Below are 20,120 nucleotides of genomic sequence, written 5' to 3' on the forward strand. Positions count from 1 at the left end.
AGCGGTCCCCCTCTTCGGACGGGGACCGCTCCTCGTCGTGGGTCCGCTGGGCCGCCGCGGCCCTTCGACCGGCCTAAGACCCCTGCTCAAGGTGAGGGCCTGGTAGCGGTATCGCCTACGATGAGCGGCGTGATCCGGGTACTGCTGGTCGATGACGAGGCGATGATGCGGGCCGGGCTGCGCGCGATCCTCTCGGCCGCCGAGGACATCGAGGTGGTCGCCGAGGCCGCCGACGGTCGGGCCGCTGTGCGGACCGCGTTGGCGCACCGGCCCGACGTGGTGCTGCTCGACATTCGCATGCCCGTCCTGGACGGGCTCAGCGCCGCCGACGAGCTGCGGCGGGTGCTGCCGCGAACGGCCGTGATCATGCTGACCACGTTCTCCGAGGACGAGTACATCGCGGGTGCCCTGGAGGCCGGGGTGTCGGGGTTCCTACTCAAGTCGGGCGACCCCTACGAGCTGATGGCCGCAGTGCGCGCGGCCCACCACGGGGCCTCCTACCTCTCCCCCAAGGTGGCCCACCGGGTGATCCAGCACGTCAGCACCAGTGCGCTGACACGGCGTTCGGCCGCCAGGGAGCGCGTGGAGACGCTCACCCCGCGCGAACGCCAGGTGTTGGCGTTGGTGGGCGCGGGGTTGTCCAACGCCGAGATCGCCCAGCGCCTGTTCCTGGTGGAGGGGACGGTCAAAGCGCACGTGAGCACCGTGCTGACCCGGTTGGGGTTGCGCAACCGGGTGCAGGCGGCGGTGCTCGCCCACAAGGCCGGCATCGTCGACGAGACCGAACCCGACCCCGCCGAGGGTCCCGGCACGGGCCCGGCGCACGGGTAGAGCCGGTCGGGCGCCCATGAACGCCCCTCCCGCCCCCTGCGGGGGTCACACGTCGCGCGCCCGCAGCACCCAGGCTCCGGCTCCCACCGCCGCCGCGGCCCAGGCCGCCAGTACCGGCGCGTACTCCCACCGCCCCGACATCAGCAGCCACCCGGCCGGTGAGGGCGTGTACTCGGCGAACGTGGCGAGCCAGGGGGCGGAGAGCCTGTCCGCGGCGAAGCCCAATAGTTCGGGGACCAGCAAAAGCAACACCACGAGGATCGCCAGCGCCCCGGCGGTGCGCCGCACCAGGGTGCCGACGCCCAGACCGAGCACCGCCAGCAACGCCAGGTACAGGCCCATCGCCACCACCTGACCGGCGTGCTGGGCGCCCATCGTCCCCAGTTCGTCGAATCGTGCCCCGGCCACGCCCACGCCCAAGGCCGCGATCGCGGTTCCGACGGCGAACACGGTCGTGCCCACGACCAGGGTCTTAGCTGCCAGGACCCGGGTGCGTGAGGGGGTGCAGGCCAGTGTCACGGTGATACTGCGGGAGGCGAACTCGCTGGTGGCGACCAGGACCCCCAAGGCGAGGAGGATGTACTGCACGTAGTACAGCAGTGCGTGCACGGCGGCCGTGACCGCCGGCACGGTGGTCGGGTCGCCGTCGTCGGGCTCGGACAGTGTGGACGCGAGCATGACCGCCGCCGCGCCGCCCAGGAACCACCAGGTGGAGCGGACGCTGGCGAGCTTGTACGTCTCCGCCAGGAAGGTCGAGAACGTGGTCGCGGCGGCGGGTGCGGGGAAAGCGAGGGAAGGGGTGTTCACGTGTTCTCCTGTGGTGCGGTGGCGACTTCGGCGGCGTACTCCACGCTGTGCGCGGTCAACTTCATGTAGGACTCCTCCAGCGAGGGCTCCACGGCCTCCAGCCCGTGCAGTCGCACCCCCAGTCGGTGCGCCAGCTCTCCGACCCGTGAGGGCGGCACGCCCGGCACGGTGAGTTCGTGGGGGCCGCTCCAGGTGGCTTCGGTCAGCGTTTGGGCCAGCGGCCCAAGGTCGGGGCCGCGGACCGTGGTGCCGGTCGCGGCACGAAGACCGGCCATCGTGGTGTCGGCGACGAGCCGACCCCTGCCCAGCACGATCAGCCGGTCGGTGGTCTGTTCCATCTCGCTCATCAGATGGGAGGAGACCAAGACCGTGCGCCCCTGTTCGGCCAGGGATCTGAGCAGGGTACGGATCCAGCGGACACCGTCGGGGTCCAGGCCGTTGACGGGTTCGTCGAGCATGAGGATCTCGGGGTCGCCCAGCAGCGCGCCCGCGATGCCGAGCCGTTGACTCATTCCCAGCGAGTAGGTGCCGGCCCGGCGTCGCGCGGCCTGGGTCATGCCGGTCAGTTCCAGCACCTCCTCCACCCGCCGCAACGGGATGCGCTGGCTCAGGGCCATGGCCCGCAGGTGGTCGCGCCCCGAACGGCCCGGGTGCACGGCCTTGGCGTCCAGCAGCGCGCCGATGGTGCGCAGCGGCTGCCGTAGTTCGGCGTAGGGCACGCCCTTGACCAGGGCGCTGCCGCCGGTGGGTGTGTCCAGGCCCAGGATGAGCCGCATCGTGGTGGACTTGCCGGCGCCGTTGGGGCCCAGGAATCCGGTGACGGTGCCCGGTCGCAGTTCCAGGGTCAGGCCGTCGACGGCGGTCTTGTCCGCGTAGCGTTTGGTCAGTCGGTTCAGTCTGATCACGGTGGTGAACCTACGGTCGCGTGCACCGGCCCGCACGAGCCGATCGGCATCCCGGGCCCCTGACTTTCGTCGGGGGTGGGCGGGGCCCGCGGCGGCATAGTGTGGGGCCGTGTAAGGGATGGAGAGGATGCCGGGCGGCCGGTGGATGATCGACGCCCTGGTGGCCCTGGTCCTGTTGGTGCCGGTTCTGGCGGCGTCCGGTCTGCCTTCCCAGGCCCGGATGTCGGTCACGGAACTACAGGTCCTCGCCGTGCCCGTGGTCGTCGTCGCGGTCCTGGTCTCGCGCCGACTGCCCACGGTCGCCGCCGCGGCCCCCGCGGTGGTGTCGGTGGTGGTGACGGGCAGCCTGTACACCGACCACCTGGCCTTCACCGGGATGCTCCTGGCCTGTCTTTTGGGCCGTCGGACCGGGGGAAGGCGGGCCGTGGTCTCACTCGCCGCCTGTCTGGGCGTCATCGCCCTGGCCCGGTTGACCTGGCCGGGTTCGGGCACCGACGACTGGTTCGAGTTGGGTAGTACCGCGTTGCTCCTGGTGGTGCTGCCATGGACGGTGGGGCAGTTCGTCCGTCGTCAGGAACAGCTCATCCGCGCGGGCTGGAACCTCGCCCGGCAGCTGGAGCACGAACAGGACCGGGTCGCCGAGCAGGTGCGGTTGCGTGAACGGACCCGGATCGCGGCCGACATGCACGACTCCCTGGGCCATGAGATCAGCCTCATCGCCGTGCGCGCGGCGGCGTTGCAGGTCGACCCCCGCACCGGGCGGGAGGGACGTCGGGCCGCGGGCGAGCTGCGCCAGAGCGCGGCCGATGCCACCGAACGTCTGCGGGCGATCATCGGCATGCTGCGCGAGGAGGGCGACACCGCACCGGTGTCGTCCACAGGTGATCCCGTGGCCGAACTGGTGCGCCGCGCGGCCGTCTCGGGCATGGACGTGCGGCTGCACGGATCCATGGTGAACCCCGGTGCGGCCCCGCCGTTGTGGGAGGCCACCGCCCACGCCGCCTACCGCGTGGTCCAGGAGGGGTTGACCAACGCCGCCAAGCACGCTCTGGGCGGCCCGGTGCGCGTGTGTCTGCGACACCGGCGAGAACACCTGGTCGTGACCGTGACCAACGCCCTGACCACGACGGTCGAGCAGGAACCGGGCGGATATGGGCTGGTGGGGCTGGACGAACGCGTCCGCCTGCTGGGCGGCCGGTTGGAGGCCGGGCCCAGGGACGGTGAGTTCGTGCTCCGCGCGCATCTGCCGCTACAGGCGTCGGTGGTGCCCTCCCCGCCGTCCAGGGCCCCGCGTTCCCGTCACGCCGAGGCCGACGCGCGCCGTGCCCTGCGACGTGGCCTGGTCGGCACGTTGTGGCCCGCCGTGGTGATCGTGGTGCTCCTGGCGGTGCTCTACCTCGCCGACCACGGATGGGGGTGAGCGCGGCGGTGGCCGGCCCGGGGGGAGGGGCGCGGCCGGCCACCGTCGCCGATCAGATCAGGCCCTGGGCGAGCATCGCGCCCGCCACCCGCTCGAACCCGGCCACGTTCGCGCCCAGCAGGTAGTCGCCCGGGCAGCCGTAACGCTCGGCCGCCTCCTCGCAGCGGTCGTGGATGTCGGCCATCGTCGCGGCCAGCTCACCCTCGGCGTGCTCGAAGGACCAGGAGGTGCGTCGGGCGTTCTGACGCATCTCCAACACGCTGGTGGCCACCCCTCCGGCGTTGGCCGCCTTGCCGGGGCCGAACAGCACCTTGGCCTCACGCAGCACCTTGGCCGCCTCGGGAGTGGTGGGCATGTTGGCGCCCTCGGCCACCGCCACCACCCCGTTGCGGGCCAGAGTCAGGGCCGCCTGGGCGTCCAGCTCGTTCTGTGTGGCGGAGGGCAGCGCCACCTCGCACGGTACGTCCCACACGCTGCCGCCCTCCACGTAGTGGGCGCCGGCGCCGCGTCGTTCGGCGTAGACGCTGATGCGTGCCCGCTCCACCTCCTTGACCTGCTTGAGCAGGTCCAGGTCGATACCGTTCTCATCGACCACGTAACCGCAGGAGTCGGAGCAGGCCACCACCTTGGCGCCCAACTGCTGGGCCTTCTCCACCGAGTAGATCGCCACGTTGCCCGAACCCGAGACGACCACGCGACGGCCGTCCAGGCTCTGCCCCGAACGCTCCAGCATCCGCTGGGTGAACAGCACGGTGCCGTATCCGGTGGCCTCGGTGCGTACTCGCGAGCCGCCCCACTCCAGCCCCTTGCCGGTGAGGACCCCGGCCTCCCAACGGTTGGTCAGGCGCCGGTACTGGCCGAACATGTAGCCCAGCTCACGGGCGCCCACACCGATGTCCCCGGCCGGAACGTCGGTGTGCTCGCCCAGGTGACGGTACAGCTCGGTCATGAACGACTGACAGAACCGCTCGATCTCGGTCTCGGAGCGTCCCTTGGGGTCGAAGTCGCTGCCGCCCTTGCCTCCGCCGATGCTCATACCGGTCAGGGCGTTCTTGAAGATCTGCTCAAAGCCCAGGAACTTGATCACGCCCAGGTTCACGCTGGGGTGGAAGCGCAGCCCTCCTTTGTAGGGGCCCAGGGCGCTGTTGAACTCCACGCGGAAACCGCGGTTGACGTGCACGCGGCCCTGGTCGTCGCGCCAGGGCACCCGGAAGATGATCTGGCGCTCGGGCTCGCACAGGCGTTCCAGGATGCGCTGCTCGTCGTACTCGGGGTGGCGGGTCAGTGCGGGCGAGAGGTCGTCCAGTACCTCCAGTACCGCCTGGTGGAACTCCGGCTCAGCGGGATTGCGACGTACGACGTGCTCGTAGGCCGAGCGGACGCCGGGGTGGTGGTCGCGGCGCGCGTCAGAGGAAAAGGGCATGGGTGAGCGTTCCTTTCGACACGGATGGAACGGGCACCCCACACGCCGTTGTGTCGGGAACCTCGGGCAGGCGCACTGTGGCGCCGTACGTTGGGGATGACCAGGGGGCCTCGTGGAAGGCCATGCCCTCAGGTCGTGGCTGTCACAGCAGTCTATTACCTCGATGTGAACATAAATCTTCAGGTGCGGATGTGTCCCCAGGTACATGCCCCCAAAACGCACCACCTGCTCTCTTGGGCGAGGGAGCATGCCATGGCCTCCGCGCCGGGGCGCGCTCGCGGTGGCGGCGTCCACCGCCGGGGCCGTGACTCCCGTGCTCACTCGGGTTCGCGCGGGCGCAGCCGGGCCAGGCGGGCGCGCACCGAGCCGATCGCCTTGCGCGCCGCGGGGCTCAGAGCTGGGCCGATGTCCGCCGAGGGGGGTGTGGCGCGTGCACGGCCCGCTTGCTCCAAGGACTCCTTCATCAACCGTAGCTCCTCAGGGTCGATCTCGCATTCCTCCGCCGGATCGTCGGCCACCGGGTCCGGTTCAGGGGGCGGGGGTGTGTCGGCGGCGGGTGTGGGCGGATGCAGGATCTCTCCGGGAACCGACCGGCATGGGTCGCCGCACACACCGCACGCACCACCGGGCACATTGCGCACTCCGGGGTGTTCGGGGCAGGTCTGGGCGGCTCTGCCCTGGGAGTCGAGCACGAATTCAGGGGGATGGTCGAACAGGTCCCCCGCCTTCCACACCGAGGGCGAGGCGACGCCGGTCCCGGTGTTCTCGGCGGCTCGGTGCACGCCCGCGCCCAAACGCCCGTCCAGGAAGAGCCGGGCCTGCTCCAGGTCGGCCAGGCGCCGCATCAGCGCGGGGAAGGGACGGCGCAGGGCGTGTGTGTCCGCCAGGAGTGGGCGCAGCTCCCGCTCTTCCAGGCCTTGGGCGATCAGGCGGTCCACGGCCTGGGCCAGCGCGGCACGGTCGGAGCCGGGGCGGTGCAGCGCGGCGTCGGGGATGTGGGACAGCAGTTCCAGGGCCCTGCCGCTGGGCTCACGTTTCGTTTTCGCCGCGTCGTGTGCGTCCGGTGTCTGGCGCGCGCGTGCTGTGGTGGAGGTCCCACGGACGGACGGAACGGGTGTGTTCGGGTCAAGGTGTGTTGGGTAAAGGTCTGTGGGTCGTTCTGAACCGGGGTCGGGGTCAGAATGACCCCTCGTGGTTACCGATGGGTAGGGTCGCGACGTCTCGGTGAGGGGCTCCTCCCCCAGTTCGGCCCGGACATGGTTGATCTCCTCCACCACCGGTGCGGGAAAGGCCTCGGCGGGGATCATCAGTTCCATCACCATCGGAAGGCGGTCGGCCCACCGGCGGCCGGAGGCGATGTCGGCGGAGAAGAACTCCCGTGTGCGTTCGGGTGAGAGCTTGCGGACCAGGCCCGCGTCGACGAGGTCGTTGAGCGAGCGTTTGATCGTGGACAGGCTCAGGATCCCCCCGCAGCGCTCGAGCATCGTCTCCAGGTGCAGAAAACACCAGCGGCCGTCGACGTCGGCCGCTTCGGCGATGACCGTGGCGACGACGTACGCCGCGGGGGTGGGCACAAGGCCGCTCCGCAGAGCCCGGGCCAACCAGCAGACAGGGATGAAACCGATGCCGCGCATCGCATTCAAGGGGCGTTTGCGTGGATATGGGGGGTCGGGGGGTATTCGTTCCGGCTCCATGGGGAGATCTTCGGCGTCGAAATCAGGGGGAACCGCTGTCATGACGGAGCCGGGGGCGCTAGACTGCTTCATGCGTTGCTTCCTTTTTTCGTGGTTGAGGAGGGAAGCGAGCCGCTTTCCTTGGTACAGGGAGTGGCAGGGCCCCTGTTCTGCTTACGCAGGCAGAAGGCCGAACCCGGTCTGGTGTTGTGAGCACCAGGCCGGGTTTTTTCTTTCCCGAGATCAACATAGTGGAGCGAACACAGGTCCGGGTCCGGTTGGAAAGAAAAACGTCCTGCTTTCCCTGCGCCTTCCACCAGGAAAAACGCGCAAAACAGCATTTGTCATCTCATGCTTTCAAAGCCCCTGCCCAAGCTCCCGAAGGAGCGCCCTTCCGGGGTGGGTCGAATGCATTCGAAAGGGACAATAGGCTGATGCTTCCTCAAGTCAGGAAGTAGGCCGATGCGGAGAATCCGAGTGATCTGGTGATCCAATATGGTCCGTGCCGGTATCGACCGGCTCTGGCCTTGGAGCTGCTCTTTCCCCGGTGCTCAGGCCGCCCTCAAGCCTCGCCGTCGAGCTTCCGCTACCCCTTGGTCTTGCGCGGCCCTGTTCTCCCGAGGTCTTGGCAGAACAGGACGAGTGACCTCGCGAGTGACTTGATCGGGCCTCGCGCAGAACCCATGATGGGGATCGAGACTGGCAGGAGTCGTTGATCGAGTGATCTGTATTCTTCTGGGCTTCCAGCACTCTGATCACTGTGTGTGGTCGCTGGGTGTGTAACGGTTCCAGCTTTCTCCGGCTTCGGTGAGGACTTGTGTGGTGGTCTTGGAATGGGACCCCAGCGCCTGGGCGATGACCGGTGCAGGGGTCTGAAGCCCGAGGTGGCGCAGCGCGGAGGTGCGCATCGCCGTTCCAGGAACGCCAATGTCGCGGATCAGTTCGGCGAGGCCGTGTGGATGCATGGGGCGACCGGCTTTGCGGCCGGGGACGTTGCCCAGCTCATCGCGATGCTCGACGCCGCTCCTGCCGGACTGGCCGGGCTGCGTGGCCGCACCCTGCTGCTCGGGTTCACCGTGATGGATCGCGGCTCGGAGCCGACGGCCTCGCCCTCGGGGACGTGCGCCTGATGACCTACGGGCTGGAGGTGTTCGTCACCACTCCCAAGACCGACCAGGACTCGGCCGGCGCCATCGTGTGCGTCCCCTACCGGGATCCGAGTCCTTGGTAGGTTTTGCGCGACTCGATCACCAAGGAGTGCGCAGCAGCGCCATCGGTTGCGTAGGAGGAAAACATCGGGCCTGCGGACTGATCGAGACTCTCGGCGAACGGCTCCGAGCTCTCGGCCAAGACGTCGAGGTCCAGCGCCTCCACGCCCACCCCACTCGTGCCGAGCGTGACGTGGTGAAGCAACTACTGATCTTTGGGTTAGGCGTTGCGCCAGGCGTCGGTGACGCAGGAAGCTTCGAAGTGCCACCAGCCCTTTTCCTGACCACAGACCAGCAGAGCTTTGATTTGAGCAAGATCTGCTTCGGCCGGCACGGTGAAGGCGACCAAGGGGAACTCCTCGCTGAACGCCTCACCTTCCAACCCGAACAGGGACAAGCGCTCGTACACCGCCTGAGCGCTTCGCCCCAGCGGGCCGGCAGGAACGGGGAGGACCCGGATGGTGCAGTTATCTGACGCCTCCACCCGCTCCTTCGCCCAGTGGAGACCATCAGCGTCCGTGGTGAACCGCACGATCTCACCCTGGGCGACCCCGTCCTGCAGAAATGGGGCGTTTTCCACACGGGCGGTATCACCGCTCAACCGCGTGGCCCACAACCCCTCAGTGTCATGAGGAAGCCAGCCTTCACGCGGCACAAACCGATACCACACCTTGATCCGATCGCTCTCAGCGCGGACAGGCTGGGGTGGAGCCAGAAAGGTCATGGCTCCAATGATCGCGCACTGCTCTTATCAGCGCGGTCAGAGGAAATTTTCCGGCGTACCTGATTCGCCCCCCGGTACGGGCGAATACCGCCCCACCATGACACCTGGACCCGTCTGTGTACATGGGCACCACACAGACGGGTCCAGGCCGTCAATGTCCAAGCCGGACGAAGCGCCCGCGCGAGGGCGCAGCACCAGAAGCACCCTCGCCAGGAAGAGCATCGCGCTGAGCCCCCACGCGCACCACCAGATAGGCGCCGACCGCGATCGGCATCCCAGAGCAGTCGCGGCACCCTGGTCACCGTGCCGTTTCGGGTTACGTGCTGTAACCTTCCGCCGATTACATCAAACGAAAAGATCTTTCATCAGATGTAATCGGTTGGCGAACATGCAGGTGAGAAGGGTCTTTCTGGGGTCTCGTGGGGGGCGCTAGGTTGCCTGTCCTTCTCCTGAGGCAGTGCGGGAAGCCCTCCAGAGCAGCGGGTTCCCCGGATTCCCCTGAACTTCTCCGTGGTCGCACGCCGCCCCACCTGAACCCCACCACCCCTGCGAGGCCGCCGGGCCCACCGACCACACCCACCGGGCTCGGTCACGGCCGCGCACCGGGCTCCCACCGAGCGGTTCGGCGCTCACAGGCGCCCCCACACCGGGGCGCCCTCACCCCTGGACGACGTCGAAGACCTGTTTCTGCACACCGTTGGAGTACGCCTCGTGCTCGACCAGTTTCAGCTTCCGGGCGTCCTTGTCGGTGTCGCTGAAAAGCCTCTTACCCGCTCCGAGCAACACCGGGAACACCAACAGGTGATAGCGGTCGACCAGCCCGGCGTCGGCCAGGGCCTTGCCCAGGGTGGCGCTGCCGTGGACGGAGATCGGACCTTCCCCCTCCTGCTTGAGGTCGGCGACGTCGTCGACCGACCTCAGGATCGTGGCGGGCCAGCGCGAGTCGTCCTGGGTCAGCGTGGTGGAGACCACGTACCGGGGCATGGCGTTGTACCCGGCGAACTCCTCCACCATCGTCGGCCAGACCGGTGCGAACGCCTCGTAGCTGCGGCGTCCCAGCAGTAACGCCGTGGCCTCCTCCTGCTCCCGGGCCTTGATCTCATAGGCGGCCGGATCCATCTCCACGCTGTTCATGGTCCAGCCGGTGTTGCGGTATCCGGGTTCGCCGCCGGGGGCCTCCATGACGCCGTCGACGGACACGAACGCGGTGACGATCAGCGGGCGCATCTTGTCTCTCCTCGGTTGTTCCTGTGGTCCTTTCACCACTACGTCGAACAGGCCCGCCCCGAGTCGACAACCGGCTCGCCCCTTTTTCGCAAAGATCGGCGACGGCACGTCATATCCCTCCGGGCCGCTGACGGGACCCCTCTTCGAGGTCTTCGAGCCCGCCGACCAGGGCACTTGTGTGGGTCGTATGCTCGACAGCGGTCCCATGTCCCCACCATTTCCGGGAGTGTCGCCGTGTCCGCAGCACCCGCACGCCACCGCCCCTCGGGCTTGGCCTTCGCGCTGGCCTCGGCGCTGGCCTTCGGCGGTTCGGGCGTCTTCGCCCGTCCCTTGTTGGACGCGGGGATGGATCCTCTACACGTCACCTGGCTGCGTGTGAGCGGCGCGGCGCTGCTGCTCCTGCCCGTGGCACTGGCGTACTGGCGCACCGCCCGGAACCGCCTCCTGCTGATCCTGGCCTACGGTGTCTTCCCCATGGCGGGGGTCCAGGCCCTGTACTTCGCCTCCATCGCCCGTATCCCCGTGGGCATCGCCCTGCTCATCGAGTTCCTGGGCCCGGTCCTGGTCCTGGTGTGGTTGCGCGTGGTGCGCCGCACCCGTGTGTCGTCCGCGGCCGTGGTCGGTGTGGTCCTGGCCGTGGCCGGACTGGGGCTGCTGCTGGAGGTGTGGGCGGGCATGCGACTGGACGCGATCGGCGTCGCCCTGGCCCTGGGCGCTGCGGCCGCACAGGCCGCCTTCTTCCTGCTCTCCGACAACCTGGGCGAGGACACCCATCCCCTGGCCGTGGTCGCCTTCGGCTCCCTGGTCGCCGCCGTCCTGTTGGGTGTGCTCGCCCGACCCTGGGCCCTGCCCTGGCACATGCTGTCCGGTCCGGTCGACCTGGGCGGCCTCACCCTGCCCGGATGGGCCATGACCCTGTGGTTGGGCCTGGTGTGCACCGCCCTGGCCTACTTCCTGGGTATCTCCGCGATCCGGCGGTTGTCGCCACCCGTGGCCGGAGCGGTCGGTTACCTGGAGGTGGTGACCGCGATCGTGCTGGCCTGGGCGTTGCTGGGCGAGGCCCTCTCCCCGGTGCAGATCCTGGGCGCGGTCGTCATCGTCGCCGGGGCCTTCATCGCCCAGACCGCGGTGCCTTCCGCCGCACCGGACACCGCCGGCCACGAGGAGAGGAAGGAGGTCCCCTCTCCGACGTGAAAGACGGAACCCCTGTCCGCACCGGCCGGGCGGGCACCGGAGGCAGGATCCCTCAGCCCCGCGGCCTCGCGTTGAGACGCGCGGCCTGCCGCATCAGGTGGTCGCGTTCGGGAAGGTTGGAGGCCGACCGTGCCGCCCGGGCGTAAAGCCGTGCCGCGATGGTCAGGTCACCGCCGCGCTCGTGCAAGTACGCCGAGGCCGCGGTGTGGCGTGGCAGAGAAGGGTCCAGTTCCGCCAGGGCGGCCAGGCCCGCGCGCGGGCCGTCGGCCTCACCGACCGCCACGGCCCGGTTCAGTCGCACCACCGGACTGTCGGTGAGCCGTACCAGTTCGTCGTACCACTCCACGATCTGCACCCAGTCGGTCTCCTGGGCGGTCCGTGCGTCGGCGTGCAGCGCGGCGATGGCGGCCTGGGCCTGGAACTGGCCCAGGCGGTCGCGGGCGAGGGCGGCCTGGAGCACGTCGACGCCCTCGGCGATCATGCGGGTGTCCCACAGTCCACGGTCCTGCTCGGCCAGGGGCACCAGGCTGCCGTCGGGTCCGGTCCGTGCCGGGCGTCGCGCGTGGTGCAGCAACATCAGCGCGAGCAGACCCGCGACCTCCCTCGTGGTCGATCCGCTCCGCCAGGTGGCGGGTGAGGCGGATCGCCTCCTGCGCGAGGTCGACGTCACCGGAATAACCCTCGTTGAAGACCAGGTAGAGCACGCGCAGCACGGTGGCCACATCCCCTGGCCGGTTCAGACGCACATCCGAGACGGTCCGTTTGGCCCTGCTGATGCGTTGGGCCATGGTCGCCTCCGGCACCAGGTAGGCGTGCGCGATCTGACGGGTGCTCAGGCCGCCGACCGCACGCAACGTGAGCGCCACGGCCGAGGCCGGGGTCAGGGACGGGTGCGCGCACAGGAAGTACAACCACAGCGTGTCGTCCACCGCCCTTGCCGGGCCTGGTGCGGGTTGGCTCTCCACGCGCACCTCACGCCGCGCCCGGGCGGCGTCGGCGCGCGCGGCGTCGAGGAACCTGCGCCAGGCCACGGTGACCAGCCAACCCTCGGGGTCGCGCGGCGGCTCCTTCGGCCACACGCGTACGGCCTCTACCAAGGCCTCCTGCACGGCGTCCTCGGCCGCCGCGAAACCCGCTCCGCGACGGGCGAGGACACCGATCACCTTGGGAGTGAGCGCCCGCAGCAGGACTTCGTCCACCTGTCCTCACTCCGTGGTGGTCGCATGCTCGTTCAGGAACGGTCGCACCTCGAGCCACTCGTGGATCGGCCGGCCGCCCGCGCCGGGGGCCGCCGACAGCTCACCGGCGAGTTCGAGCGCCCGCTCATAGGTCTGCACGTCGATCACCATCCACCCGGCGATCAGGTCCTTGGTCTCGGGGAAGGGGCCGTCGGTGACGGGCGGGCGCCCCTCGCCGTCGTAGCGGACGAACGTGCCCTCCGGGGAGAGCGCCTGACCGTCGACGAACTCACCTGTGCCCTCCAGTCGGGCGGCGAAGTCACGCATGTACTGCACGTGGGACGAGATCTCCTCCGGCGACCACTGGTCCATCGGCACGTCGTTGACCGCCGCCGGCGCACCCCGATAGTGCTTGAGCAACAGGTACTTGACCATAGTGTCCTCCTGTGCGGTACGGCCCCTTACGACCGTGTTCACTCCGGGGACGGAGCAGTGCGCGGGTTCTCGACATTCCGTGAGGATGCTCTTCGATTTTTTCTACCCGGTGTGCTCCCTGATCCCACGGAGCACACCGTCAACGCCCGGAGGGATCCGAACAGGGTGCGTTCAACCGCGGGCGGCGCCGAACCACGTGGGCAGGTGGCCGAGCAGGTCCTCTTGTTCCTGTCCCACCCACGCCACATGGCCGTCCGGCCGTAGCAGCACCGCGGGCACCCGTGGTTCCTCACCGTCGTCGACGACGTGGTCGACCCGGTCCGCCCAGCCCGCCACCGAGAGGCCGCCGGTGCGGTCCAGCAGCAGCCCACGGCCACCGCGCATCAGCTCATACAGGCGGCCCTGCCCCAACGGCACGTCCCGCAGCCTCCTGCCGACGAGTTCATGGTCCCCGCCGAGGTCGTAGCGGATGCCGATCGCGGTGATCTTCTCGGTCAGGTACCGGTTGACCTCCTCCAGGTCCATCAACTCCGACACCAACCGGCGTACCGCCTGGGAACCCGGGGTCGGTGACATCAGCTCCATCTGGGCGCGAGTGTTGTCCAACACTTCGGCGGCCACCGGCCGACGCTCGGTGTGGTAGCTGTCCAGCAGTCCCTCCGGAGCCCAGCCGCGGACCTGCGCGGCCAGCTTCCATCCGAGGTTGAACGCGTCCTGGATCCCCAGGTTGAGCCCCTGCCCACCGGTGGGAGGGTGGATGTGCGCCGCGTCCCCGGCCAGCAGAACCCGACCGACCCGGTAGCGCTCGGCCAAGCGGGTGGCGTCACCGAAGCGGGACAGCCAACGCGGTGAGTGCACGCCGAAGTCGGTACCGGCCACCACCCGTAGTCTTCGTCGGAACTCCTCCAGGGTCGGCGGGACGGAGCGGTCCTCGGCCACCCCTTCGGCGGGAACGACCACGCGGTAGACCCCCTGCTCCCCCATCGGTCCGACACCGAAGCGTTTGTGGGTTCGGCGGACCTCGGCCACCAGGGCGGCGATCCTCGCCGGATCCTCGGAGACCTCCATCTCACCCAGGAGTGTGTCGACCCTGCTGGGCTCACCGGGAAAGCCCACGCCGAGCAGTTTGCGCACCGTGCTGCGACCTCCGTCGCACCCCACCAGATAGCGCGAGCGCAGCCGGGTACCGTCGTCCAGCTCTGCGGTCACCCCCTGCGCGTCCTGACTCAGCCCCACCAGCGCGCGACCGCGCCGGATCCGAGCCCCGGCCTCGGTGGCGTGCTCGGCCAGCAGGCGGTCGGTGGTGGGTTGGGGGATGCCCAGGACGTAGGCGTGCGCGGTGTCCAACCCCTCGGGCGAGGGCTTGGGGATGCCCGCGAAGAAACCACCGACCGGGTACCGCCGGCCCAGGGCGAGGAAGCGCTCCAGCAGGCCACGTTGGTCCATCACCTCGATGCTGCGTACGTGCAGGCCCAGTGCGCGTACGTGCCCGGTCGGCTCGGTGTCCCTCTCCAGTACGAGCACGTCCACGTCGTGCAGTCGTAATTCACCGGCCAGCATCAACCCGGTCGGTCCGCCGCCGACCACGATCACGTCGGTCATGACATCCCCGTTCAACGGTGTCGTTGTTCAGGCCGGACGTCTTCGTGGTGAAGTGCCGCGCACGTCGCGCTCGCGACCGCTCCGGGGCGGGTTTTCTCGCCCCACCCCCACCGACCACGGCGTACAGACTCCGTGAAACTGCGAGTTCTCGCGGAATTCCCGGCCCGGCTGGAAATTGTGCAGCATGACCGGGGCCTTGCCGCAAGGCCCGGGGTGCGCTATATATTGAAAATGGCAAGGAACGAATTTCCTTGCCTTTGTTCTTTTCCGCCCCTTGTGGTCGGGGCGCCTCCTGCGGCCGGAATGGCTCCCCTCTTCGGAGCCCCATGGCCGGACGGGTGCCCGCGAGGATCTGTGGGCTGCGGGAACCGCCGCGCTCTGGAGCCGGTCACGTCGTCGCCGACCGGCCTCGCTCCGCTCCCCACTCCCTCACAGGTTCACGGCCGAGGGGCGTCGCGGTCAGAGCGGTCGGTTCGAGGACCTGTGAGGGCGACCCACCACAGAAACCCTATGCGAACAAATCCTCACTCTTGGTGACTATCGTGTCTGGGGTGTGCACACGTCCGAGCCCGGCGTGAGAGGAGTGGACTCGCGCCGGGCCCGGCTGAGGCAAGGGATCCGGTGAGGACGAAAGCCCGATGACCCGCCCTGCCTCGGCCGATGGCCCTCGGGAAGTGGGAGCGCACACCGACGCCGGCGGGCGGGCCGTGATCGTCGGCCGAACACGACGCGACGGCCGCATGGCCACGACGTCGCGGAACGCCCCTCGCCCCTGGCGTGTACGCGCGCGGCTCACCTCAGGCGCAGCTCCCGCACCACGCGGGCCACCTGTGCCCGCTGTGCCGTGCCCAGCCCCTGGACCGGGCGAGGCAGACAGCGCGGGGCGACCAGGCCCAGGTGTTCGGCGATCGCCGCCGTCACGCGCAGACTGCCGTGCGCGGCGAACAGGTCCCACAGCGGCTGTAGACGCGCCGACTCCGCCGTCGCGGTCGCGGGATCGCCGCCCAAAGTGGCGCGGACAAGGGGCAGGACGGCCTCGGGCACGGTCCCGCCCACCACGGAGAACCAGGACCGACACCCGGCGTTCAGCCCGGTGGCGGCGGACCCGTCACCGGAGACACCGATGCGCACGTGCTCGGGGATCGCTCTACGGATCGCCGTGACGAGCGCGCGGGCGGCGGCCGGGTCCGACGGAACCGGGGGGATCTTGATCGCGGCCACGTTCGGCAGCGCCGCCACACGCCCGTACAGCTCGACGGAGAAAGCGAAGTGCGTCGTGCCCGGGTTGTCGTAGACCACCAGCGGCACCGACAGGTCCGCGGTGACGTCCTCATAGAGCCCGAACACCTCGTCCTCACTGAGGGCCTGATAACTCATCGGGGCGAGCAGCACACCGGCCGCGCCGGCCTCCTGGGCGTCCTCGACCAAAGCCCGCACGTGAGAGGTGCGCAGCGCGCCCACACCGACGATCACCGGGGTCCCACCCGCCAGCCGCACCGTGGCCCGGGCCACCCGACGACGCTCGTCACGGTCCAGGTAGGCGTAGGAACCGGTCGACCCCAACGCGCCGATCGAGTCCACGCCGGCGTCGACCAGACGTGTGACGAGCCCGGCGTAGGCGTGTTCGTCGAAGCGGTCATCGTCCAGCGGGGTCAGGGGGAAGGCGCTCAGACCGGTGAACATGCTCTCTCCTGGAGGATCGGGCGAGGGTGGTGGCCGACCACGCGAGGAAAGGGATCGCGTGCGCGGAAGGGCGCGACCCCTTGGCCACGGAGAGGGGGACACCCACGGCCCTCACGACAGCGGGCCGAACCGAGGCGGACGGGCGCGGGACGCTCCCAGTGTGCCCGACGCCGGGATCGAGCCGCACCACCGGCGCACACGGCCGGGCCCGGCGCGAGGGGAGTGAACTCGCGCTGGGCCCGGCCAGGGGAAGGGGACTTCGCGGGTCAGGAGGCCCCGGTGGCCTGCTCGACCTCGGCCATGAACTGCTCGGCGGCCTCGGCGGGGGTGAGGTTGCCGAACGCCATCTCATCGCTCAGGCGCTTGGTGATCTCCACGACCTGACCGGCGCCGATGGGCGGCGGCGGGTTGCCGTCCACGATCGTGTCCTCGATCTCGGACAGGAACACCGCGCTGCGGGCGTCGGCCTCGGGCAGCGAGTTCAGGATGTGGGCGCGCACGTTGACGTTGGCGGGCAGACCACGGTCGGCCAGGATCAGCTCGGCGGCCTCGTTGCTGTTGAGCAGGAAGTCCACGAAGCGGGCCGCCTCCTCGGGGTGATCGGTGCCCGAGGAGATGGAGTAGAACATGGCCGGCTTGAAGTACATGCCGGTGCGTTCGTGCTCGGTCTCCCCGGGGTAGCGCAGCAGTTCGATGTCGCGACCCGAGGAGGCGGAGATACCGCCGAGCTGGTTGGTCCAGAAGTGCGCCATCGCGCCCTGGTTGGTGGCCAGCACCGACTGGTCGGGGCCGCCCGACTCGATCTCCACGCTCTCGGAGGCGCTGGGCTGACCGCCGTTGTCCAGCAACTCCTGGGTGATCGCGAACCACTCCGTCAGCGTCTCCTGGGAGAAGCCGAGCGAGCCGTCCTCGGCGTAGAGGTTCTCCCCACGCTGGCGGGCGAAGATCTGAAAGCCCGTCTCGTTGTAGCTCATGCTCTGGGTGCCGACGATCTCGCCGTCGGTGGCCTCGGCGATCTCGGCCGAGATCTCGACGTAGTCCTGCCAGGTCCAGGAGGAGTCGTCGGGCATCTCCACGCCCGCCTCCTCGAAGGCCTGGGGGTCGGCCAGGATCGCGTAGGCGTTCACCCCGGTGGCCACACCGAAGGTCTTGCCGTCCAGGTCACCGCTCTCGGCGACCAACGGGTCGATACCCGACAGGTCCAGGTGTTCGCCCAACTCGCCCAGGTCCAGCAGGGCGCCGCGGTCACCGTACTCGCGCAGGTAGCGCTCCTCCTGGGTGATGATGTCGGGGGCGTCGTCGGCGGCGGTGCTGGTGGCCAGGCGGTCCCAGTACCCACCCCAGTCGGTGTAGTCCGGCACGATCTTGATACCGGGGTTCTCGGCCTCGAACAGGTCGATGACCTGCTGGGTGGTGGAGTGGCGGTCGTCGGCTCCCCACCAGGAGAAGCGCAGTTCGACGGTGCCGTCGTCGGAGCCGGAGTCACCACAGGCGGTGGCCGCCATGAGGACGGCACCCACCCCCGCGGCCACGGACAGGAAAGGATGACGGCGACGGGCCTGGGGGCGCCCGCTGCCAGGGTGTGCACGCATGTGTCGGTTTCCCTTCGACTACTTGATTCCGGTGGTGGCGATGCCCTTGACCAGGTATCGCTGTCCGGCGAGGAAGAACCCGAAGACCGGTCCCAGGGCGACCACCGACATCGCGAACAGCGGACCCCAAGAGGTCTGCGAGGTGGAGTCGACGAAGGTACGAAGTGCGACGGGGACGGTGTACATGTCCGGACTGGTGAGAAAGATCAGTTGGCTGAAGAAGTCGTTCCAGGTCCAGATGAAGGTGAAGATCGCGGTGGTGGCCAGGGCCGGCATGGACAGTGGCAGGATCAGCTGACAGAAGATCCGCACGTGTCCACAGCCGTCGATGCGCGCCGCCTCGTCCAGGTCCCTGGGCAGCCCGCGGATGAACTGCACCATCAGGAAGATGAAGAAGCCGTCCGTGGCCAGCAGTTTGGGCACGATCAGCGGCAGGAAGGTGTTGATCCAGCCCAGCTCGGAGAACAGGATGTACTGCGGCACGATCACCACGTGGATCGGCAGCATGATCGTGGCGAGCATGACGGCGAAGAACAACCTCTTGCCGCGAAACTCCAGCCGGGCGAAGGCGTAGGCCGCCATCGAACAGCCGATCAGGTTGCCGATGATCGCCCCGGCCACCACGATCGCCGAGTTGAGCAGGTAGTGGTGGAAGGGGAATTGCAGCGCCGTCCAGCCCTCGGTGTAGTTACCGGGGGTGAAGGTGTCGGGGATCAGGCCGGGAGCGCGGAAGATCTCCTCGGTCGGCTTGAAGGAGCTGGAGAGCATCCACAACAGCGGGTAGAGCATGATGAGCCCGAAGGCGACCAGCCCCAGGTGGATGAACAGTCGTCGTGTGCGTTCGGCCCGCGTGCGCCTGAGGGAGGTCGCGGGGGCCCTGGTCTCAGTCGCCATAGAAGACCCAGTACTTGGAGGCGAGGAAGTTCACCGCGGTGAACCCGCCGATGATCATCAGCAGCAACCACGCCATCGCCGAGGCATAGCCCATGTCGAAGGCGCCGAAGCCGCGCTGGTAGAGGTAGAGGGTGTAGAAGAGCGTGGAGTCGGAGGGGCCGCCGGTGCCGCCGCTGACGATGAACGCCTGGGTGAAGGTCTGGAAGGCGTTGATGATCTGCAACACCAGGTTGAAGAAGATGATCGGGGTGAGCATCGGCACGGTGATGTTCCAGAACCGGTGGACGGGTCCCGCGCCGTCCACCGCCGCGGCCTCGTAGTACATGGCGGGGATCTGCCGAAGGCCCGCCAGGAAGATCACCATGGGTGCGCCGAAGGTCCACACGTTGAGCACGATGAGGGTGCCCAGCGCGTAGTCGGGGTGGGAGACCCACCCCTCGCCCTGGATGCCGAAGAAGCCCAGGACCTGGTTGATCAGGCCGTTGGCCCCGAAGACCTGACGCCACAGGATGGCGATGGCCACGCTGCCGCCCAGCAGTGAGGGCAGGTAGTACACCGATCGGTACAGCGGCAGGCCGCGCACCCCCCGGTCCAGGACCATCGCCAGTGCCAGGGCCAACGCCAGCTGGAGCGGCACCGACACGAACACGTACACGAACGTGACCTTCAGCGCGCTGTGCAGCCGGGTGTCGGAGAGCATCCGCTCGTAGTTGTCCAGACCGACCCAGGCGTGGTCGCCGATGAGGCTGTAGTCGGTGAAGGAGAAGTACAGGGAGGCCAGCAAAGGGCCGGCGGTGATGAACACCAGGCCCAGGAACCACGGGGCCAGGAATCCGTAGGCGGCGAGGTTCTCACGACGCCTCCCGCCCGGGGCCGGCCTTTTGCCGACGGGACGGGACGCACCTGAGGAGGACGGCTCGCTGGGAGTGGTGGCCGGCCGCCGTTGCAGGAGGGCGCTCACGGGGATCCACCCTCCTGTGGGGCCAGAGCCGGGGCGCTGGCGGACGCGTGAGGTCCTGGGTTCATGGAAACTGCCAATCTCGTTGGGAAAGGGCGCCGTACGCTCTGTGCGCAAGAACACGTGGTGAACTGCGGAAACTTGGTTTGGTAAGCGCTATCCACGTACTAAGATGTTCAGTTTCTAGCACCGGGCCAGGGGAGTGTCAACGCTTCGTTTGCCCGAAAGTGTGATCCACACCCCATATCGTTACCGTTCACCGGACCCTGCCGCACCGAAGGCGCCGCCCCCGATCGCGACTTCAGGCCTGCTTTCGGAAGAAAAGTGACTCTGGGTATCCGTGCCAAAGCATGCCGTTTCGGTCAC

At 68.8% G+C, this 20,120-nt stretch carries 17 protein-coding genes and 1 pseudogene; 4 read left to right on the forward strand and 14 right to left on the reverse strand.

Annotation, left to right across the window (positions count from 1 at the left end; translation table 11 throughout):
- The first annotated feature begins 129 nt into the window (after nt 1-129).
- Complete coding sequence (locus PFX91_RS16600) at nt 130-831, forward strand: response regulator (RefSeq protein WP_285733020.1); 702 nt, start codon at nt 130-132, stop codon at nt 829-831.
- 45 nt (nt 832-876) lie between these two features.
- On the opposite strand, the gene PFX91_RS16605 is transcribed toward PFX91_RS16600, so the two are convergent.
- On the reverse strand, nt 877-1,638 hold the full coding sequence (locus PFX91_RS16605; RefSeq protein ID WP_285732894.1) for a hypothetical protein: 762 nt from the start codon (nt 1,636-1,638) through the stop codon (nt 877-879).
- Entirely contained in the window at nt 1,635-2,543 is a 909-nt protein-coding gene (locus tag PFX91_RS16610; RefSeq protein ID WP_285732895.1) for an ABC transporter ATP-binding protein, read from the reverse strand. The genes PFX91_RS16605 and PFX91_RS16610 overlap by 4 nt, the downstream gene beginning before the upstream one ends.
- Before the next feature lie 118 nt (nt 2,544-2,661).
- Between PFX91_RS16610 and PFX91_RS16615 the strand changes: the two genes are divergently transcribed.
- The gene (locus PFX91_RS16615) at nt 2,662-3,963 is read left to right on the forward strand and encodes a sensor histidine kinase (RefSeq protein WP_285732897.1); all 1,302 of its coding nucleotides are present in this window, start codon (nt 2,662-2,664) and stop codon (nt 3,961-3,963) included.
- Between the two features lie 52 nt (nt 3,964-4,015).
- Here PFX91_RS16615 and gdhA read toward each other — a convergent pair whose 3' ends face one another.
- From gdhA to PFX91_RS16630, 3 genes are all read right to left on the reverse strand, one after another.
- Nucleotides 4,016-5,386 (reverse strand): NADP-specific glutamate dehydrogenase, encoded by a 1,371-nt coding sequence (gdhA, locus tag PFX91_RS16620; protein WP_285732899.1) that lies wholly within the window; start codon nt 5,384-5,386, stop codon nt 4,016-4,018.
- Between the two features lie 317 nt (nt 5,387-5,703).
- The gene (locus PFX91_RS16625) at nt 5,704-7,020 is read right to left on the reverse strand and encodes a hypothetical protein (protein WP_285732901.1); all 1,317 of its coding nucleotides are present in this window, start codon (nt 7,018-7,020) and stop codon (nt 5,704-5,706) included.
- A 794-nt stretch (nt 7,021-7,814) separates the two neighbouring features.
- A complete protein-coding gene (locus PFX91_RS16630; protein WP_285732903.1) occupies nt 7,815-8,024 on the reverse strand; it encodes a hypothetical protein in 210 nt (69 codons plus the stop codon).
- On the opposite strand from PFX91_RS16630, the gene PFX91_RS16635 reads away from it, so the two are divergent.
- Nucleotides 8,019-8,189 carry a hypothetical protein gene (locus PFX91_RS16635; protein WP_285732905.1) on the forward strand — a complete coding sequence of 57 codons (171 nt, stop codon included), beginning with the start codon at nt 8,019-8,021 and terminating at the stop codon, nt 8,187-8,189. The genes PFX91_RS16630 and PFX91_RS16635 overlap by 6 nt on opposite strands.
- 298 nt (nt 8,190-8,487) lie before the next feature.
- Here PFX91_RS16635 and PFX91_RS16640 read toward each other — a convergent pair whose 3' ends face one another.
- Entirely contained in the window at nt 8,488-8,991 is a 504-nt protein-coding gene (locus PFX91_RS16640; protein WP_285732907.1) for a DUF4265 domain-containing protein, read from the reverse strand.
- A gap of 657 nt (nt 8,992-9,648) precedes the next feature.
- Nucleotides 9,649-10,218, reverse strand: coding sequence for a dihydrofolate reductase family protein (locus PFX91_RS16645; protein ID WP_285732909.1), 570 nt, complete (start codon nt 10,216-10,218; stop codon nt 9,649-9,651).
- A 234-nt stretch (nt 10,219-10,452) separates the two neighbouring features.
- On the opposite strand from PFX91_RS16645, the gene PFX91_RS16650 reads away from it, so the two are divergent.
- Nucleotides 10,453-11,412, forward strand: a complete 960-nt coding sequence (locus PFX91_RS16650; RefSeq protein ID WP_285732911.1) for an EamA family transporter — start codon at nt 10,453-10,455, stop codon at nt 11,410-11,412.
- A gap of 52 nt (nt 11,413-11,464) precedes the next feature.
- Here PFX91_RS16650 and PFX91_RS16655 read toward each other — a convergent pair.
- From PFX91_RS16655 to PFX91_RS16685, 7 genes and pseudogenes are all read right to left on the reverse strand, one after another.
- A pseudogene (locus tag PFX91_RS16655) lies at nt 11,465-12,611 on the reverse strand (RNA polymerase sigma factor).
- A gap of 6 nt (nt 12,612-12,617) precedes the next feature.
- Nucleotides 12,618-13,025 carry a YciI family protein gene (locus PFX91_RS16660; RefSeq protein ID WP_285732912.1) on the reverse strand — a complete coding sequence of 136 codons (408 nt, stop codon included), beginning with the start codon at nt 13,023-13,025 and terminating at the stop codon, nt 12,618-12,620.
- 171 nt (nt 13,026-13,196) lie between these two features.
- The gene (gene rox, locus PFX91_RS16665) at nt 13,197-14,627 is read right to left on the reverse strand and encodes a rifampin monooxygenase (RefSeq protein WP_285732914.1); all 1,431 of its coding nucleotides are present in this window, start codon (nt 14,625-14,627) and stop codon (nt 13,197-13,199) included.
- 792 nt (nt 14,628-15,419) lie between these two features.
- Nucleotides 15,420-16,310 carry a dihydrodipicolinate synthase family protein gene (locus tag PFX91_RS16670; protein WP_285732917.1) on the reverse strand — a complete coding sequence of 297 codons (891 nt, stop codon included), beginning with the start codon at nt 16,308-16,310 and terminating at the stop codon, nt 15,420-15,422.
- A gap of 266 nt (nt 16,311-16,576) precedes the next feature.
- Nucleotides 16,577-17,902, reverse strand: a complete 1,326-nt coding sequence (locus PFX91_RS16675; protein WP_285732918.1) for an ABC transporter substrate-binding protein — start codon at nt 17,900-17,902, stop codon at nt 16,577-16,579.
- A gap of 18 nt (nt 17,903-17,920) precedes the next feature.
- Nucleotides 17,921-18,796 carry a carbohydrate ABC transporter permease gene (locus tag PFX91_RS16680; protein WP_285732920.1) on the reverse strand — a complete coding sequence of 292 codons (876 nt, stop codon included), beginning with the start codon at nt 18,794-18,796 and terminating at the stop codon, nt 17,921-17,923.
- Nucleotides 18,786-19,757, reverse strand: a complete 972-nt coding sequence (locus PFX91_RS16685; protein ID WP_285732922.1) for a carbohydrate ABC transporter permease — start codon at nt 19,755-19,757, stop codon at nt 18,786-18,788. The genes PFX91_RS16680 and PFX91_RS16685 overlap by 11 nt, the downstream gene beginning before the upstream one ends.
- Nucleotides 19,758-20,120: the final 363 nt, after the last annotated feature.

Source organism: Nocardiopsis sp. ATB16-24, assembly GCF_030271535.1.
GTDB lineage: Bacteria > Actinomycetota > Actinomycetes > Streptosporangiales > Streptosporangiaceae > Nocardiopsis.